Consider the following 16,840-nt stretch of genomic DNA (forward strand, 5'->3'; position numbering starts at 1 on the left):
AAACCCGCCTGGAAACGCGACGACCGCGCCGGCGATGCCAAGCCGCGCGCACCGCGCGGCGAAGGCCGCCCGTTCCGTTCCGCCGATGACCGGACCGGCCCGCGCGACAGCGCACGTCCGGACCGTCGAGTCGATTCGAAACCCGTCTGGAAACGCGACGACCGCCCCGGCGACGACAAGCCGCGCGCACCGCGCGGCGAAGGCCGCCCGTTCCGCTCCGCCGATGACCGGACCGGCCCGCGCGACAGCGCCCGGCCCGAGCGCCGCACCGATGCGAAACCCACCTGGTGGCGCGACGACGGCCCCGCCAGCGCCAAGCCGCGCGGCGCACGCGGCGAGGCCGGCGGCCTGAAGGTCGCGAAGCCGGTCAAGGCGTATGCCGAGCCCGTCGATCACGGCGACGAAACCGGCCTCGTGCGCCTGTCGAAGCGCATGTCCGAACTGGGTCTGTGCTCGCGCCGCGAAGCCGACGAATGGATCGAGAAAGGCTGGGTGCTCGTCGACGGCGAGCGCATCGACACGCTCGGCACCAAGGTGCGGCCGGACCAGCGCATCGAGATCGACGCGAACGCCCGCGCCGCCCAGGACGCGCAGGTGACGATCCTGCTGCACAAGCCGGTCGGCTATGTGTCCGGGCAGGCCGAGGACGGCTACGCGCCCGCCGCGACGCTGATCACGCGCGACAATCACTGGGACGCCGACCGTTCGGGGCTGCGCTTCTCGCCGCAGCACCTGCGCACGCTCGCGCCGGCCGGCCGCCTCGACATCGATTCGACCGGCCTGCTCGTGCTGACCCAGAACGGCCGCATCGCGAAGCAGCTGATCGGCGAGCAGTCCGACATCGACAAGGAATACCTGGTGCGCGTGCGCTTCGGCGAGCGCCTGACCGACATCGACCAGCATTTCCCGGCCGAGTCGCTCGCGCAGCTGCGCCACGGCCTCGAACTCGACGGCGCGCCGCTCAAGCCCGCGATGGTCAGCTGGCAGAACGGCGAACAGCTGCGCTTCGTGCTGCGCGAAGGCAAGAAGCGGCAGATCCGCCGGATGTGCGAGCTGGTCGGCCTCGACGTGATCGGCCTGAAGCGCGTGCGGATGGGCCGCGTGATGCTCGGTGCGCTGCCGCAGGGCCAGTGGCGCTACCTGTCGCCCGACGAATCGTTCTGAACCGTCCGCCCTCATGCAAAACGCCCGCATCCGCGGGCGTTTTGCTTTTCCGGCGGCGCGTCGCCGCGCGGCTCAATCGTCCGCTTGCGCGTCGAGCCCGGGGAACAGCACCTCGGTGAAGCCGAACTTCGAGAAATCGGTGATCCGCATCGGGTACAGCTTGCCGATCAGGTGGTCGTACTCGTGCTGGACGACGCGCGCGTGGAAATCCTCCGCCACCCGCTCGATCCGCTCGCCGTACTGGTCGAAGCCGCTGTAGCGCACCTTCACGTAGCGGCTCACCACGCCGCGCATCCCCGGCACCGACAGACAGCCTTCCCAGCCCTCCTCCATGTCGGGCGGCAGGTACTCGATGGTCGGATTGACGAGCACGGTCTCCGGCACGGCCGGCGCCTCCGGGTAGCGGGCGTTGCTGCCGAAGCCGAAGATGATCACCTGCAGGCCGACGCCGATCTGCGGCGCGGCCAGCCCCGCGCCGTTCGCGTGGTGCATCGTCTCGAACATGTCCGCGACCAGCTGGTGCAATTCCGGCGTGTCGAAGGTCTCGACCGGCCGGGCGATTTCCAGCAGGCGTGGATCGCCCATCTTCAAAATCTCGCGAATCATGACGCAGAACCCTCCTCCAGCAGTTTGTGTAATCCGTCCTCGTCCAGCACCGGGATGCCGAGCGACTCGGCCTTCGCGAGCTTGCTGCCCGCCTCTTCTCCCGCCACCACGTAGTCGGTCTTCTTCGACACCGAACCCGCCACCTTCGCGCCCGCCGCCTCCAGCATCTCCTTCGCGGACTCGCGCGTGAGGGTCGGCAGCGTGCCCGTCAGCACCACGGTCTTGCCCGCCAGGAGGCCCTGCGGCGCCTTCGGCGCGGGCGGCCCCTCGGGCCAGCTGACCTTGCCCGGCGCGCGCAGCTGCTCGATCACCGTGCGGTTGTGCGCCTCCGCGAAGAACTGGTGGAGCGACTCGGCGACCACCGGCCCCACGTCGTTGACTTCGAGCAGCGCCTCGAGCGAGGCGTCCATGATCGGATCGAGCGAGCCGAAATGCTTCGCGAGATCCTTCGCGGTCGATTCGCCCACATGGCGGATGCCGAGGGCGTAGATGAAGCGCGCGAGCGTCGTGTGCTTGGCCTTCTCGAGCGAGTCGATCAGGTTCTGCGCGGATTTCTCGGCGAAGCGGTCGAGTTCGGCGAGCGTCGAGAAACCGAGGTTGAACAGATCGGCCGGCGTGCGCACGAGATTCATGTCGACCAGCTGATCGATGATCTTCTCGCCGAGCCCGTCGATGTCGAGCGCGCGGCGCTGCGCGAAGTGCCACAGCGCCTGCTTGCGCTGCGCCGGGCAGAACAGTCCGCCCGTGCAGCGCGCGATCGCCTCGTCCGGCAGGCGCTCGATGCGCGAGCCGCACACCGGGCAGGCGGTCGGCATCACGAACTCGGCCGCGTCGGCGGGCCGCCGTTCGGGCAGCGCCGACACCACTTCGGGAATCACGTCGCCCGCGCGCCGCACGATCACCGTGTCGCCAATCCGGATGTCCTTGCGCCGCACCTCGTCCTCGTTGTGCAGCGTCGCGTTCGTGACGGTCGCGCCGCCGACGAACACGGGTTCGAGCCGCGCGACCGGCGTGATCGCCCCGGTGCGGCCCACCTGCACATCGATCGCGACGAGCCGCGTGAGCGCCTCCTGGGCCGGGAACTTGTGGGCGAGCGCGAAGCGCGGCGCGCGCGACACGAAGCCGAGCCGCTCCTGCTCGTCGCGCCGGTTGACCTTGTAGACGACGCCGTCGATGTCGTACGGCAAGCCCTCGCGCTTCGCGCCGACCGCGCGGAAGAAGCCGAGCAGGCCGTCCGCGCCGTGCACCACCGCGCGTTCGCGGTTCACCGGCAGGCCGAGGATCTCGTACCAGTCGAGCAGCCCGCCGTGGGTGGCCGGCATCTCGGCCCCTTCGAGGACGCCGATCCCGTAGGCGAAAAACGACAGCGGCCGCTGCGCGGTGATCTTCGGATCGAGCTGGCGCAGGCTGCCGGCCGCCGCATTGCGCGGATTCGCGAATTCGCGCTGCTCCGCGGCCCGCTGCCGTTCGTTCAGGCGCGCGAAATCGCGCTTGAACATCAGCACCTCGCCGCGCACGTCGAGCACGGCCGGCCACTGGCCGCCCTTGAGCTGCAGCGGAATCGAGCGGATCGTCCGGATGTTCTCGGTGACGTCCTCGCCGGTGGTGCCGTCGCCGCGCGTCGCCGCCTGCACGAAGCGGCCGTCTTCATAGCGCAGCGAGATCGCGAGCCCGTCGAACTTCAGCTCGCACGCGTATTCGACCGGCTCCGTCGCGGTGCCCGCGAGATCGGGCGGCGCCTTGCCGAGCGCATCGGACACGCGCTTGTCGAACGCGGCGATGTCCTCGTCGGCGAAACCGTTGTTCAGCGACAGCATCGGCGCGGCGTGCACGACCGGCGTGAAACCGTTCGCGACTTCGCCGCCGACCCGCTGGGTGGGCGACTCGGGGACGATCAGGTCCGGGTGGTCCGCCTCGATCTGCTGCAATTCGCGGAACAGGCGATCGTATTCGGCGTCCGGCAGGTCCGGCTCGTCGAGCACGTAGTACGCGTAATTCGCGCGTTCGAGTTCGGCGCGCAGCCACGCGGCCCGGGCGGGCGGCTGGCTGGCTGGCGGTTCAACGGGGGATCGGGCCATGCTGGCGGCACTTTCTCATCAAGACAATCAAGCCAAGATTATCTCAGGTCGGCGCCCGCTTGAGCATTGTCCGAACGAGGGTTCGCGGACGGCGGACGCCGCCCGCCGCGTTACTGACTGAACAGGCGTCGCGTGACCGGCGAGCCGGCCGGAATGCCCGCTTCCTCCAGCTTCGCGTACAGCTTCATCAGCTGCTGCTCGATCGCGAGCAGGGTCGATTCCGGCAGCGGCCGGCGCTGGTCGTCGACCACCCGCGCGCCGATCCGCTCGGACAGCGATTTCGCGTAGTCGCACATGAGCCGGAACGGCAGGATGTCCTCCTCGGCGACCGGCACGTCGAGCACCAGCGTGATCATGTTGCCGCCCTTGTACGTCAGGTCGTCGCGCAGGAAATTGGTGTCGCCGAACTGCAGCATGAACACCGGGTTCTGCTTGGCGTCGAGCTTGACGAAGCGGGTGCCGTCGCGCGACAGCAGCAAGCCGTCCTGCGACGCGACCGCCTGCACATAGTTCGCGGACCACGGCGCGCCGTCCGACATCACGTTGATCGACAGCTGCGCGTCGCACTGCGCGGCGAAGCCGTCCAGCTCGCGCGCCATCGACACCGTCTCCAGCATGTCCGGGAACTCCGGCGCGCCGTCGAGCGCGTCGGCGAACTGCTGGGTGCCCGTCACGAATTCGGAAAACTCCAGTTCGTTGAGCGGGCCGCTGCGGTTCGCGAGCTGGGCCGCCGCGCGCAATTCCTCGTAGCGCACGCCGTTCTGCAGCAACTCCCAGGCCGCGCCGCCTTCCGGCTTGCCCTCGATGTGCACCGGCTTGCTGCCCGCGCGCCGCAGCCGCTGCGCGGCGGGCAGGATCTTCTCGCCCGCGAGCGGGCCCGCGAGCCGGATCGGCACGATGCAGTCGATGCGGCGGTCGACCACCGCCGGCGGCGCGGCCGAGATCGTGGTCGCGGCCGGCAGCACCGGCTCGACCGGTTCGCTCGCGACGGCCGCCTCGGTCGTGCCCGCCGGCGCGGCCGCCTCGGCCTCCGCGTGCGGCGCGGCGTCGGGCGCGGTCCCTTCCGCGCCGGCGGCGCCGAACGTCGGCTCGACGCGCGCGCTCTCGTCGGCCGAGGCCGAGGCCGCGGGCGCCGGCTCGGCGGCCTCGGCGCGCCGGGTCGGCTGGCGCACCGGCTCGATGAACGGCGCCTCGTCGTCGCGCTCCTGGCGCGCCAGACCCTCCGCGGCCTCGGCCGGCATCGGGCGCGGCATCTTGCGGCGCACCTTGGCGCCCTGCCACGCGTTATAGACCACCACGCCCCCGACCACGACGGCGCCCGCGCCGATCAACCCGAGTGTCAACTCGTCCATGCATGCTCCATCAGCAATTCTTGTCATCCGGCGGACCAGCGGGCGCCATGCGCCGCGCGCTCGTCCGCCTCCCGTCAAACGATATTCTGGGCAAACCCGGCAGCCGTTTCCATGTCGACCGCCACGATCCGCGACACACCCTGCTCCTGCATCGTCACGCCGATCAGCTGCTGCGCCATCTCCATCGCGATCTTGTTGTGCGAGATGAAGAGGAACTGCGTCTTGTCCGACATCGCGCGAACCAGGTTGGCGAAGCGTTCGGTGTTCGCATCGTCGAGCGGCGCGTCGACCTCGTCCAGCAGACAGAACGGCGCCGGATTCAGCTGGAACATCGCGAACACGAGCGCGGTCGCGGTCAGCGCCTTCTCGCCGCCCGACAGCAGGTGGATCGTCGCGTTCTTCTTGCCGGGCGGCTGCGCCATCACCTGCACGCCGGCATCGAGGATCTCGTCGCCGGTCATGATGAGCTTCGCCTGGCCGCCGCCGAACAGGCGCGGGAACAGGTCGCTGAAGTGCCGGTTCACCTCGTCGAAGGTGCCCTGCAGCAGCGTGCGGGTTTCCTGGTCGATCTTCTGGATCGCGTCCTCGAGGGTCTCGATCGCATTGTTCAGGTCGGCCGACTGCGCGTCGAGGAACACCTTGCGCTCGCTCGCCGCCGCCAGTTCCTCGAGCGCCGCCATGTTGACGGGCCCGAGCGCCGCGACCGCGTTGTTGATGCGCGTCACCTCGCCCTGCAGGTAGGACGGCTTCAGGTCCGGCGTCAGCTTCGTCTGCAGCGCGGCCTCGTCGACCTCGGCCGCCGCGAGCTGCTCGGTGAACTGCTCGCCGGACAGGCGCGCCGCCTGCTCCTTCAACTGCAATTCGGTGATCCGGTCGCGCAACGGCTGCAGCGAGCGCTCGGCCGCGAGCCGCGTCTCGTCCGACGCGCGCAGTTTCGCGGTCAGGTCGTCCAGCTCGATGCGCGCGGCCGACAGCGCCTGCTCCTTCGCGGCGCGCACCTCGAGCGCATCCTGCAGCCCGGTATGCGCGGTCTGCTCGTTGATCGCCTCGAGTTCCACGCGCGCGTCCTCGAGCGACGCGAGCACGCGTTCGCGCTGCTCGTGCGCGATCTGGATGCTGCGCTTCAGCTCGTCGATCCGGTTCGCGGAATTGCGCGCGGCGAAACGCGCGTCGTTGGCCGCGCGTTCGAGGTCGCGCGCCTGCTGGCGGGCGGCCGTCAGGGTTTCGTCGCGCGCTTCGAACGCCAGCTGGTTGTCCTCGAAGCGCGCCTGCAGCTCGGCCAGCTCGCCGTCGTGGCGCTCGAAGTTCGCCTCCGATTCGGCGCGCAGCGCACGCTGCTCGTCGATCTGCGCGCCGATTTCCTCCAACTCCTCACGGATCTGCGTGCTGCGCTGCGTGTAGCGCTCGTGCGCCTGCGCGAGCTTCAGCACGTCGAGTTGCAGCGCGTGCACGCGCTGCGTCGCGCGTTCGGCCTGCGCGCGCAATTCGGTCTGCGCCTGCGCGGCCTGCGTGTGCGCCGCCTCCGCGCGGATCGCGGCCGCCTTCGCCTCGTCGGCGAGCAGCGCCTGCGCGCGCACCTGGCGGCCCAGGTTTTCGATTTCCTGCTGGCGCGCGAGCATGCCCGCCTGCTCGGAATCCGCCGCGTACAGCTGGACCCCCGCGCGCGTGACCAGATGCCCCGCCTTCACCACGAACGCGCCGCCCTGCGGCAGCTGCGCGCGCGCGGCCAGCGCCTGCGCGAGATCGTCGGCGATGAACACCGCGCCCAGCCAGTCGTTGAGCACCGCGCGCAGGCCCGCGTCGTCGATCCGCACGAGCGACAGCACCGGGCGCAGCGCGGCCGGCGCGGCGAGCGGCTCGCCCGCGGGCGGCGGTGCGTAGAACGCGAGCTTGGCGGGCGGCGCATCGGTCGCGAACGCCTTCACCCAGTCGAGATTCGACACCTCGAGCGCCGCGAGGCGCTCGCGCAGCACCGCCTCGAGCGCGGTTTCCCAGCCCGGCTCGACGTGCAGCTTCTTCCAGAGGCGCGGCAGCGAGCCCAGCTCGTGCTTGTCGAGCCACGGCTGGATCTTGCCTTCCGTCTGCACGTTCTCCTGCAGCTGGCGCAGCGCGCCGAGGCGCGCTTCGAGCTGGTGGATCTGCGCGCTCTCGGCCTGCACCCGCTCCTGCGCGGCGCGGCGCTCCGCGTCGAGGCGCGGCTGCGCATCCTGGGCGTCGCCGACGCGCGCCTGCGCGTCGGCGAGGATTTCCTCGTGCTCGGCCAGCTGCATCCGCAGCTCCTCGAGCTGCGCCTCGTCCGGCGCGTCGAGCCCGCCCGCCTCCGACTTCAGGCGTTCGTGGCGCTGCTGCAGCTGCTGCAGTTGCTGGTCGGCATTGCGCTGGTGCGCGGCCTCGAGCTTCAGCGCCTGCTCGGTCTGCGCGATCCGGCCGCGCTCGTCGTTGAGCTGCGCCTGCGCGTCGCGCCAGCCGGCTTCGAGCGCGGGCAGCGCGTCGTGCTTCGCGGCCGCGTCGTCTTCCGCGAGCGCGGCCTTTTCATCCGCGACCGCGCGCGCTTCCTCGGCTTCCTCGAGGTCGCCCTGCGCCTTCTCCGCCTGCGCGTGCCATTGCTCGCGCTGCGCGGTCAGCGCCGCGATCTGGGCCTGCACACGATTGCGCGATTCGACGATGAACTTGATCTCGGCCTCGAGCCGGCTCACCTCGGCGTTGGCCTCGTACAGCGAGCCCTGCGCGCCCTGCATCGCATCGCTCGCCGCGTAGTGCGCGACGCGCAGCGTCTCGAGCTGGGCTTCCACCTCGCGCAGCTTCGCGGTCTGCGCCTCGAGGTCGATCTGCGCCTGCTCGATCGCGCGCTGCTGCTTCGCCTGCTCGGCGGCCGCCTCGTTCTTGCGCAGCAGCCACAGGAGCCGCTGCTTCTCCTCGCCGTCGGCGACGAGTTCCTTGTAGCGGGTCGCGACCACCGCCTGCCCTTCGAGCTTCTCGAGGTTCGCGCCCAGCTCGCGGACGATGTCCTCGACCCGGGTCAGGTTCTCGCGGGTGTCGTGCAGGCGGTTCTCGGTCTCGCGGCGGCGTTCCTTGTACTTCGACACGCCCGCGGCTTCCTCGAGGAACACCCGCAGTTCCTCGGGCTTCGCCTCGATGATGCGCGCGATCATGCCCTGCCCGATGATCGCGTACGCGCGCGGGCCCAGGCCGGTGCCGAGGAAGATGTCCTGGATGTCGCGGCGCCGCGCGGGCAGGTTGTTGATGTAGTAGCTGGAGGTGCCGTCGCGCGTCAGCACGCGCTTCACGGCGATCTCGCCGTACTGGCCCCACTGGCCGGCCGCGCGGCCGTCGGAGTTGTCGAAGATCAGCTCGACGCTCGCCCGGCTGCCGGGCTTGCGGGCGGTCGAGCCGTTGAAGATCACGTCCTGCATCGATTCGCCGCGCAGCTCCGAGGCGCGCGACTCGCCGAGCACCCAGCGCACGGCGTCGATGATGTTGGATTTGCCGCACCCGTTCGGGCCGACCACGCCGACGAGCTGGCCCGGAACCTGGAAGTGCGTGGGATCGACGAATGATTTGAAGCCAGCCAGTTTGATCGAGCTCAGACGCACGGCGGTATCGGTAGTAATAGAGTCAAACGAAGGGTGGCGCCCGGCCTCGCGGACCCGCCGGCGAGCCGGCCGGCGCGCGGCGCACGCCCCCAGGATTCGAAAAACGGGGCCGTGCTGTCAAGCATGCGGCCCCGCGTACTGGGGGCAATCATACCATCGCGCGCGCGCCGTCCCGCGCCTCGCCGTTAGTTGCCGGCGGGCGATGGACGCGGCTCGACAGCAGGGTCGCCGCCACGATGCACGCGCCGCCCGCCCATTCGCGCGCGCCGGGCACCTCGCCCGCGAACAGCCACGCGGACAAAGCCGTGATCACGATCTCGAACAGCATGAGGATCGAGGCCCGGCTCGCCGGCACCCGCGTGAGGCCGTACTGGACCAGCATGTTGGTCGACGCGACGACCACTCCGATGCCCGCCACGAGGAGCGCGGCGAAGCCCAGCTGGGGGGCCGCCGGCACGGGCGGCAGGCCTTCGGCGAAGGCCGCCGCGAGGCCCAGCACGGCCGCGCCGCCGAACAGCGTCGCGGTGCGCATTTCCGCCTTCATCTGCGGCAGCTCGCGGCTGATCCTGACGATCAGCACGTTGCTCATCGCGAAGCCCATGCCGGCCGCGAGCCCGGCCCACTCGGCCGGACTGGCCGGCAACGGCAGGCCGAGGCGCGGCGACCACAGCATCAGCGCCGCGCCGCCGATCGACAGCAGCGCGAGCCCCGCGCCCGCCCAGCTGAGCCGCTCGCCGAGCAGGAAGTGCGCGTACAGCGCGGTCCAGGCGGGCGTCAGGTAGAACAGCAGCATGACCCGCAGCACCTCGCCGTGGATCGTGCCCCAGACGAAGCCGAGGTTGGTGATCCCCGCGGCGACGCCGAGCGCCGGCAGCAGCCAGTGCCAGCGCAGCGTCGCGATCGACCGGCGGCGCACCACCAGCACGAAGCCGCACGCGACCATGCAGGTCAGCGCGCTCGCCGCCGTGCCCGTCACGCCGAGCGACGCCAGGATGCGCAGCGGATACCAGGTCAGGCCCCATACCGACGCGCCGATCAGGATCGCCAGCGTCGGCCAGCCGGCGCGCACCTCGTCACGACTCATTCCCTTCCCCTCTTTCCATCCGTTCCGTGCTCGCCGCGCGGCGTGGCGGCGATCCCTCACGCTATAATCGAAAACCGCCGCCGGTCGACCCGACCGGCGGCGCCGTCCTGCGCCGCGGCACCCGCGCGCCCGGCGGTGTCCGCCCTCGCTTAAACCGGCCCGCGCCAGCGGTCCACCTATCGGCGCCGAGCGCCGCCCAGCCCGTGAATCCACGACTCGATACGCTTCAACCCTATCCGTTCGAAAAGCTCCGCGCGCTTTTCAAGGACCTGACGCCGCGCGCCGGCCTGCGCCCGATCAGCTTCGGCATCGGCGAGCCGAAACACCCGACCCCGGCGCTGATCCGCGACGCGGCCGCCGCCGCGCTCGACGGCCTCGCGTCCTACCCCGCCACGGCGGGCTCCGACGCGCTGCGCGCGGCGATCGCGCGCTGGCTCGAACGCCGCTACCAGCTGCCCGCCGTCGATGCCGCGACGCAGGTGCTGCCCGCCTCGGGTTCGCGCGAGGCGCTGTTCTCGCTCGCGCAGGCGGTGATCGACCCGGCCCCGCGCGCGGACGGCAAGAAGGCGATCGTACTCTGTCCGAATCCGTTCTATCAAATCTACGAAGGCGCGGCGCTGCTCGCGGGCGCCGAGCCGTATTTCGTCAACAGCGATCCCGCGCGCAACTACGCGCCCGACTATGCCGCCGTGCCCGACGAGGTCTGGGCGCGCACCCAGCTGCTCTACGTGTGCTCGCCCGGCAACCCGACGGGCGCGGTGCTCACGCTCGACGACTGGCGGGAATTGTTCGCCCTGTCGGATCGCCACGGTTTCGTGATCGCGTCCGACGAGTGCTACTCCGAGATCTACTTCGACGAGGCGGCGCCGCCGCTCGGCGGGCTCGAGGCCGCGCAGCGGCTGGGCCGGGGCTTCGAGCGGCTCGTCATGCTGTCGAGCCTGTCGAAGCGCTCGAACGTGCCCGGCATGCGCTCGGGCTTCGTCGCGGGCGACGCCGCGCTGCTCAAGCGCTTCCTGTTGTACCGCACCTACCATGGCGCGGCGCTGTCGCCCGTCTACCAGCAGGCGAGCATCGCCGCGTGGGGCGACGAGGCGCACGTGCGCGACAACCGCGCGCAGTACCTGCAGAAGTTCAGCACCGTGACGCCGATGCTCGCCGAGGTCGTCGACGTCCGCCTGCCGGACGCCGCGTTCTACCTGTGGGCGAACGTCGCGCGCACCGGCCTGTCGGACACCGAATTCGCCCGGCGCCTGTACGCCGACTATAATGTCACGGTCCTGCCCGGCTCCTATCTCGCCCGCGACGCGCATGGCGCGAATCCGGGCCGCGATTTCATCCGGATCGCCCTCGTCGCCGGCACGGCCGAGTGCGTCGAGGGCGCCGAACGCATCGTCGCATTCTGCCGCGGCCTCGGCGCCTGAGCCGGCCCGGCCGATCCCGTTTCATCCATCATCCACGTCCACCAAGCCACGAACATGTCGCAACAACTTCAGCAAATCATCGATAACGCCTGGGACAACCGCGCGGAGCTGTCGCCGAAGGCCGCCCCCGCCGAGGTGCGCGACGCCGTCGCGCACGCGCTCGAACAGCTCGACCGCGGTCAGCTGCGCGTCGCCGAGAAGCGCGACGGCGAATGGATCGTGCACCAGTGGCTGAAAAAGGCGGTGCTGCTGTCGTTCCGCCTCGAGGACAACGCGCCGATGCCGGCAGGCGGCTACTCGCAGTTCTACGACAAGGTGCCGTCGAAGTTCGCGAACTACACCGCCGAGGATTTCGCCGCGGGCGGCTTCCGCGTGGTGCCGCCCGCGATCGCGCGCCGCGGCTCGTTCATCGCGAAGAACGTCGTGCTGATGCCGTCGTACACGAACATCGGCGCGTATGTCGACGAAGGCACGATGGTCGACACCTGGGCGACCGTCGGCTCGTGCGCGCAGATCGGCAAGAACGTCCACCTGTCGGGCGGCGTCGGGATCGGCGGCGTGCTGGAACCGCTGCAGGCGAACCCGGTGATCATCGAGGACAACTGCTTCATCGGCGCGCGCTCGGAAGTGGTCGAAGGCGTGATTGTCGAGGAGAACTCGGTGATCTCGATGGGCGTGTATCTCGGCCAGAGCACCAAGATCTACGATCGCGAGACGGGCGAAGTCAGCTACGGCCGGATCCCGGCCGGCTCGGTCGTGGTGGCGGGCAACCTGCCGTCGAAGGACGGCTCGCACAGCCTGTACTGCGCCGTGATCGTCAAGAAGGTCGACGCGAAGACGCGCGCGAAGGTCGGCCTGAACGAGCTGCTGCGAGGCGACTGATGCGCACCGTCGTGTATGGAATCCCGAACTGCGACACCGTGAAGAAGGCCCGCGTGTGGCTTGAAGCGCACGGCGTCGAATTCGCGTTCCACGACTTCAAGAAAGCCGGCGTCACCGCGCCGCTCGTCGCGGGCTGGCTGAAGGACGTGCCGCTCGACGCGCTCGTGAACCGGCGCGGCACCACCTGGCGCGGCCTGGCCGACGCGCAGAAGGCCGCCGCCGAGCGCGAGGACGGCGCGATCGCGTTGATGATCGACAAGCCCTCGGTGATCAAGCGCCCGGTGCTCGTCGTCGACGGCCGCGTGAAAGCGCTCGGCTTCAGCGCCGAGCAGTACGCCGGGCTGTTCGCCGGCGCAGCCTGAGGTCCGGCCCGCGCGTCGGGCCGTCCTCGCCGCACCCTGCCGGCCCCGCGCCGGCATTTTTTATCGAAAGTGGTCCGAACCATGTCCGCCACCCTAGCCCTTACCGAACAGCTGATCGCCCGCGCCTCCGTCACGCCGGACGACCAGCACTGCCAGCAGCTCCTGACCGAGCGCCTCGCCGCGCTCGGCTTCGAATGCGAAACCCTCGCGTCGCACGGCGTGACCAACCTGTGGGCCGTGAAGCGCGGCGCCGACGGCCGCGACGGCAAGCTGCTCGCGTTCGCGGGCCATACCGACGTCGTGCCGACCGGCCCGCTCGAACAATGGTCGTCGCCGCCCTTCGTGCCCGCGCACCGCGACGGCAAGCTCTACGGCCGCGGCGCGGCCGACATGAAGACCTCGCTCGCCGGCTTCGTGGTCGCATCGGAGGAATTCGTCGCCGCCCATCCCGGCCATCGCGGCACGATCGCGTTCCTGATCACGAGCGACGAGGAAGGCCCGGCCACCGACGGCACCGTGAAGGTCGTCGAGGCGCTGCAGGCGCGCGGCGAACGCCTCGACTACTGCATCGTCGGCGAACCGACCTCGAGCGCCACGCTCGGCGACGTCGTGAAGAACGGCCGGCGCGGCTCGATGTCGGGCGAACTCGTCGTCAAGGGCGTGCAGGGCCACATCGCCTACCCGCATCTCGCGAAGAATCCGATTCACCTGCTCGCGCCCGCGCTGGCCGAACTCGCGGCCGAGCGCTGGGACGACGGCAACGAATACTTCCCGCCGACCACCTGGCAGGTCTCGAACCTGCATGCAGGCACCGGCGCGACCAACGTGATCCCCGGCCACGCGGACCTGCACTTCAATTTCCGCTTCTCGACCGCGAGCACGGTCGAGGGCCTGCAGCAGCGCGTGCATGCGATCCTCGACAAGCACCAGCTCGACTACACGCTGCGCTGGTCGGTCAGCGGGCTGCCGTTCCTCACGCCGCGCGGCGAGCTGTCGAACGCGCTCGAGCAGGCGATCCTCGCGGAAACCGGCGTGACGACCGAGCTGTCGACCACGGGCGGCACCTCCGACGGCCGCTTCATCGCGCGCATCTGCCCGCAGGTGATCGAATTCGGGCCGCCGAACGGCAGCATCCACAAGATCGACGAGCACATCGAGGTGCGCTTCATCGACCCGCTCAAGAACGTGTACCGCCGGGTGCTCGAACACCTGATCGCCTGACCAAGGACCACCCCATGACGACCCCTACCGACCATCCGTTCCACACCGTGCGCGACCTGGTGCGCTACGCGGTGTCGCGCTTCTCGCAGGCGCAACTCGCGTTCGGCCACGGTTCCGACAACGCCTACGACGAGGCCGCCTACCTGGTGCTGCACACGCTGCACCTGCCGCTCGACACGCTGGAGCCGTTCTACGACGCGCGCCTCACGGCCGCCGAGATCGGCGACGTGCTCGCGATCATCGAGCGCCGCGCCGCCGAGCGCGTGCCGGCCGCCTACCTGACCCACGAGGCCTGGATGCACGGCCACCGCTTCCACGTCGACGAGCGCGTGATCGTGCCGCGTTCGTTCATCGGCGAGCTGCTCGACGACGGGCTGCAGCCGTACGTGGCGGACCCGGAACAGGTCGGCGCGGTGCTGGAGCTGTGCACGGGTTCCGGCTGCCTCGCGATCCTCGCGGCGGGCGCGTTCCCGAACGCCGACATCGACGCGGTCGACCTGTCCGCGGGCGCGCTGGAAGTCGCGGAGATCAACCGCCGCGACTACGGGCTCGACGCGCGCATCGCGCTCCACCACGGCGACCTGTACGCGCCGCTGCCCGCCGCGCGACGCGACGACGCGGATGCGCGCTACGACGTGATCCTGACCAATCCGCCCTACGTGAACGCCGCGTCGATGGCCGCGCTGCCGCCCGAGTACCGGCACGAGCCGGAGATGGCGCTCGCGGGCGGCGAGGACGGCATGGACATCGTGCGCCGCATCGTGCGCGACGCGCGCCGCTGGCTCAAGGACGACGGCGTGCTCGTCGTCGAGATCGGCAACGAGCGCTCCCACGTCGAGGCCGCGTTCGGCGGGCTCGACCTGATCTGGCTGCCGACCAGCGCGGGCGACGACAACGTGTTCCTGATCCACGCGGCTGACCTGCCCGCCGTGGCCTGAACGGCCGAAGGCTGACCGGCCCCGGGCGGCGCATTGCCCGCCCGGGCGCGCGGTTCGGTAAGATGCGTGTCAGCGCGTCCCGTCAAAACGTGGCGCGCGCCGCCCATTCCGGACCCCTGCGCGCCCATGCAACTCGACTGGCTCCATCTCGGCACCCTGATCGCGATCGCCCACGCGCTGGGCGTGATCGCCGCCTGCCACGCGATCCTCAACACCCGCACCTCGCAAGGCGCGATCGCCTGGGCGGTGTCGCTCACCGCGATGCCGTATCTGACGCTGATCCCCTACCTGTTCCTCGGCCGCAGCAAGTTCTCGGGCTATGTCGACGCGCGCCGCCACGAGACCGCCGCGCTGCGCACCCGCACGCGCGCGACCCCGCCCGCCGACGCCTCCGCGCCGCGCGGCCTGCCGGCCGGCGCGCCCGGCGAAGCCGCGGTGCGCGCGCTCACGCGGCTGGCCGGCACGCCGTTCCTGGCCGGCAACGCGGTGCGCACGCTCGTCAACGGCGACGCGACCTTCTCCGCGATCCTCGCCGCGATCGAGCGCGCGCGCCGCTACGTGATCGTGCAGTTCTTCATCGTGCGCGACGACGCGCTCGGCGACATGCTGCGCGACGCGCTGCTCGCCTGCGCCGCGCGCGGCGTGCGCTGCTACCTGCTGTACGACAGCATCGGCAGCTTCGATCTGCCGCAGCGCTACGTGGGCGCGCTGCGCGCGGGCGGCGTCGAGGTGCATCCGTTCGCCACCCATAGGCAGTTCGTCAACCGGTTCCAGCTCAATTTCCGCAACCACCGCAAGATCGTCGTGGTCGACGGCGAGGTGGCGTTCGTCGGCGGGCATAACGTCGGCGTCGAATACCTGGGCGCGAACCCGCGCCTGTCGCCGTGGCGCGACACCCACATCGAGGTGCGCGGGCCCGCCGTCGCGCGGATCCAGGACGTGTTCGCCGAGGACTGGCACTGGGCCACCCAGACGCTGCCACCCGACGCGCCGCCGCCCGCGCCGCGCCCCGACTCGGACATGCATTGCCTCGTCGTGCCGATGGGGCCGGCCGATCCGCAGGAAACCGGTTCGCTGTTCTTCGTCGCGGCCATCAACGCGGCGCGCGAGCGGGTATGGATCACCACGCCCTACCTGGTGCCCGACGAGGCGGTGATCGCCGCGCTGAAGCTCGCGGTGATGCGCGGCGTCGACGTGCGGATCCTGATCCCGAGCCGGCGCGATCACTACGTGGTGTTCGAGGCCTCGAAGCTGTACGCGCGCGACCTGATCGCGGCCGGCGTGCGGATCTTCCGCTACCGTCCGGGCTTCCTGCACCAGAAGGTGGTGCTGGTCGACCGCGCGGCCGCCGCGATCGGCAGCGCCAATCTCGACAACCGCTCGTTCCGCCTCAATTTCGAGATCATGGTGCTGACGGTCGACGCCGGCTTCGCGGCCGAGGTCGACGCGATGCTCTCACGCGACTTCGCCGAAGCCTTCGAGGTCGACGCCGGCGAATACCGGCGCGCGAGCGCGTGGCGCCGCGTCGCGATGCACGTCGCGCGGCTGTTCGCGCCGATCCTGTAGGCGCGCCGCGCTCGCGGCCGTCACAGCAGCGGTTCGAGGTCCGCGGCCAGTTCGGCCGGTTTCGCGGACGGCGCGTAGCGCCGCACCACCTCGCCCTCGCGGTTGATCAGGAACTTGGTGAAGTTCCACTTGATCGCCTTGAGCCCGAGCAGGCCGGGCGCCTCGTCGGTCAGGTAGCGATACAGCGGATGCGCCTGCGGCCCTTTCACGTCGATCTTCGCGAACAACGGGAAGGTCACGCCGAAGCGCTGCTCGCAGAACGCGCCGATCTGGGCGGCGTCGCCCGGCTCCTGCTTGCCGAACTGGTTGCATGGAAAGCCGAGCACCGCGAAGCCGCGCGCGCGATAGCGTTCGTACAACGCCTGCAATCCCGCGTACTGCGGCGTGAACCCGCATTCGCTCGCCGTGTTGACGATCAGCAGCACCTGGCCGCGGTATTGGTCGAGCGACACGTCGCCGCCGCCGAGCGCCTCGGCGCTGAACGAATAGAGTTTCGACATCGTCCTGATTTCCTTTCTCGATGATCCGGATTCCCGCGCGCCGGCTCGTCGGAGCCCGGGCGCGCGCCACGCA

13 protein-coding genes are annotated in these 16,840 nt (G+C 70.4%); 7 read left to right on the plus strand and 6 right to left on the minus strand.

Annotated features, from left to right (window positions below; translation table 11 throughout):
- Window positions 1-1,164: pseudouridine synthase (locus AC1RQF_RS27910; RefSeq protein WP_492873428.1), on the plus strand; the 1,164-nt coding region annotated here is incomplete at its 5' end.
- Between the two features lie 72 nt (window positions 1,165-1,236).
- Here AC1RQF_RS27910 and def read toward each other — a convergent pair.
- From def to AC1RQF_RS27935, 5 genes are all read right to left on the minus strand, one after another.
- Window positions 1,237-1,770, minus strand: coding sequence for a peptide deformylase (gene def / locus AC1RQF_RS27915; protein WP_274002483.1), 534 nt, complete (start codon window positions 1,768-1,770; stop codon window positions 1,237-1,239).
- Entirely contained in the window at window positions 1,767-3,848 is a 2,082-nt protein-coding gene (gene ligA, locus AC1RQF_RS27920) for an NAD-dependent DNA ligase LigA (RefSeq protein WP_274002481.1), read from the minus strand. Before ligA ends, def begins: the two co-directional genes overlap by 4 nt.
- Window positions 3,849-3,958: 110 nt before the next feature.
- Window positions 3,959-5,200 (minus strand): cell division protein ZipA C-terminal FtsZ-binding domain-containing protein, encoded by a 1,242-nt coding sequence (locus AC1RQF_RS27925; RefSeq protein ID WP_492873429.1) that lies wholly within the window; start codon window positions 5,198-5,200, stop codon window positions 3,959-3,961.
- Window positions 5,201-5,274: 74 nt separating this feature from the next.
- Complete coding sequence (gene smc / locus AC1RQF_RS27930) at window positions 5,275-8,793, minus strand: chromosome segregation protein SMC (RefSeq protein ID WP_492873430.1); 3,519 nt, start codon at window positions 8,791-8,793, stop codon at window positions 5,275-5,277.
- 148 nt (window positions 8,794-8,941) lie between these two features.
- Window positions 8,942-9,877 carry a DMT family transporter gene (locus AC1RQF_RS27935; protein WP_274002477.1) on the minus strand — a complete coding sequence of 312 codons (936 nt, stop codon included), beginning with the start codon at window positions 9,875-9,877 and terminating at the stop codon, window positions 8,942-8,944.
- A 203-nt stretch (window positions 9,878-10,080) separates the two neighbouring features.
- Between AC1RQF_RS27935 and dapC the strand changes: the two genes are divergently transcribed.
- The 6 genes from dapC to cls all read left to right on the plus strand — a co-directional run bounded on the left by dapC (window position 10,081) and on the right by cls (window position 16,267).
- Entirely contained in the window at window positions 10,081-11,298 is a 1,218-nt protein-coding gene (gene dapC, locus AC1RQF_RS27940) for a succinyldiaminopimelate transaminase (protein ID WP_492873431.1), read from the plus strand.
- A 54-nt stretch (window positions 11,299-11,352) separates the two neighbouring features.
- Window positions 11,353-12,180, plus strand: coding sequence for a 2,3,4,5-tetrahydropyridine-2,6-dicarboxylate N-succinyltransferase (dapD, locus tag AC1RQF_RS27945; protein WP_252986066.1), 828 nt, complete (start codon window positions 11,353-11,355; stop codon window positions 12,178-12,180).
- Window positions 12,180-12,542 carry an ArsC family reductase gene (locus AC1RQF_RS27950; protein WP_274002474.1) on the plus strand — a complete coding sequence of 121 codons (363 nt, stop codon included), beginning with the start codon at window positions 12,180-12,182 and terminating at the stop codon, window positions 12,540-12,542. The genes dapD and AC1RQF_RS27950 overlap by 1 nt, the downstream gene beginning before the upstream one ends.
- 81 nt (window positions 12,543-12,623) lie before the next feature.
- The gene (dapE, locus tag AC1RQF_RS27955) at window positions 12,624-13,763 is read left to right on the plus strand and encodes a succinyl-diaminopimelate desuccinylase (RefSeq protein WP_274002473.1); all 1,140 of its coding nucleotides are present in this window, start codon (window positions 12,624-12,626) and stop codon (window positions 13,761-13,763) included.
- A gap of 14 nt (window positions 13,764-13,777) precedes the next feature.
- A complete protein-coding gene (prmB, locus tag AC1RQF_RS27960; RefSeq protein WP_274002472.1) occupies window positions 13,778-14,701 on the plus strand; it encodes a 50S ribosomal protein L3 N(5)-glutamine methyltransferase in 924 nt (307 codons plus the stop codon).
- 126 nt (window positions 14,702-14,827) lie between these two features.
- Window positions 14,828-16,267 (plus strand): cardiolipin synthase, encoded by a 1,440-nt coding sequence (gene cls / locus AC1RQF_RS27965; protein ID WP_274002471.1) that lies wholly within the window; start codon window positions 14,828-14,830, stop codon window positions 16,265-16,267.
- A 20-nt stretch (window positions 16,268-16,287) separates the two neighbouring features.
- Here cls and AC1RQF_RS27970 read toward each other — a convergent pair whose 3' ends face one another.
- Window positions 16,288-16,767 carry a glutathione peroxidase gene (locus AC1RQF_RS27970; protein WP_274002470.1) on the minus strand — a complete coding sequence of 160 codons (480 nt, stop codon included), beginning with the start codon at window positions 16,765-16,767 and terminating at the stop codon, window positions 16,288-16,290.
- Between the last annotated feature and the right edge of the window lie 73 nt (window positions 16,768-16,840).

It is taken from the genome of Burkholderia sp. GW821-FHT14F03, from assembly GCF_058803765.1.

Bases quoted from the DNA above. Each gene is read 5' to 3' on its own strand.
- def (WP_274002483.1), bottom strand. From the start codon at position 1,770: ATGATTCGCGAGATTTTGAAGATGGGCGATCCACGCCTGCTGGAAATC.
- ligA (WP_274002481.1), bottom strand. From the start codon at position 3,848: ATGGCCCGATCCCCCGTTGAACCGCCAGCCAGCCAGCCGCCCGCCCGG.
- AC1RQF_RS27925 (WP_492873429.1), bottom strand. From the start codon at position 5,200: ATGGACGAGTTGACACTCGGGTTGATCGGCGCGGGCGCCGTCGTGGTC.
- AC1RQF_RS27935 (WP_274002477.1), bottom strand. From the start codon at position 9,877: ATGAGTCGTGACGAGGTGCGCGCCGGCTGGCCGACGCTGGCGATCCTG.
- dapD (WP_252986066.1), top strand. From the start codon at position 11,353: ATGTCGCAACAACTTCAGCAAATCATCGATAACGCCTGGGACAACCGC.
- AC1RQF_RS27950 (WP_274002474.1), top strand. From the start codon at position 12,180: ATGCGCACCGTCGTGTATGGAATCCCGAACTGCGACACCGTGAAGAAG.
- dapE (WP_274002473.1), top strand. From the start codon at position 12,624: ATGTCCGCCACCCTAGCCCTTACCGAACAGCTGATCGCCCGCGCCTCC.
- prmB (WP_274002472.1), top strand. From the start codon at position 13,778: ATGACGACCCCTACCGACCATCCGTTCCACACCGTGCGCGACCTGGTG.
- cls (WP_274002471.1), top strand. From the start codon at position 14,828: ATGCAACTCGACTGGCTCCATCTCGGCACCCTGATCGCGATCGCCCAC.
- AC1RQF_RS27970 (WP_274002470.1), bottom strand. From the start codon at position 16,767: ATGTCGAAACTCTATTCGTTCAGCGCCGAGGCGCTCGGCGGCGGCGAC.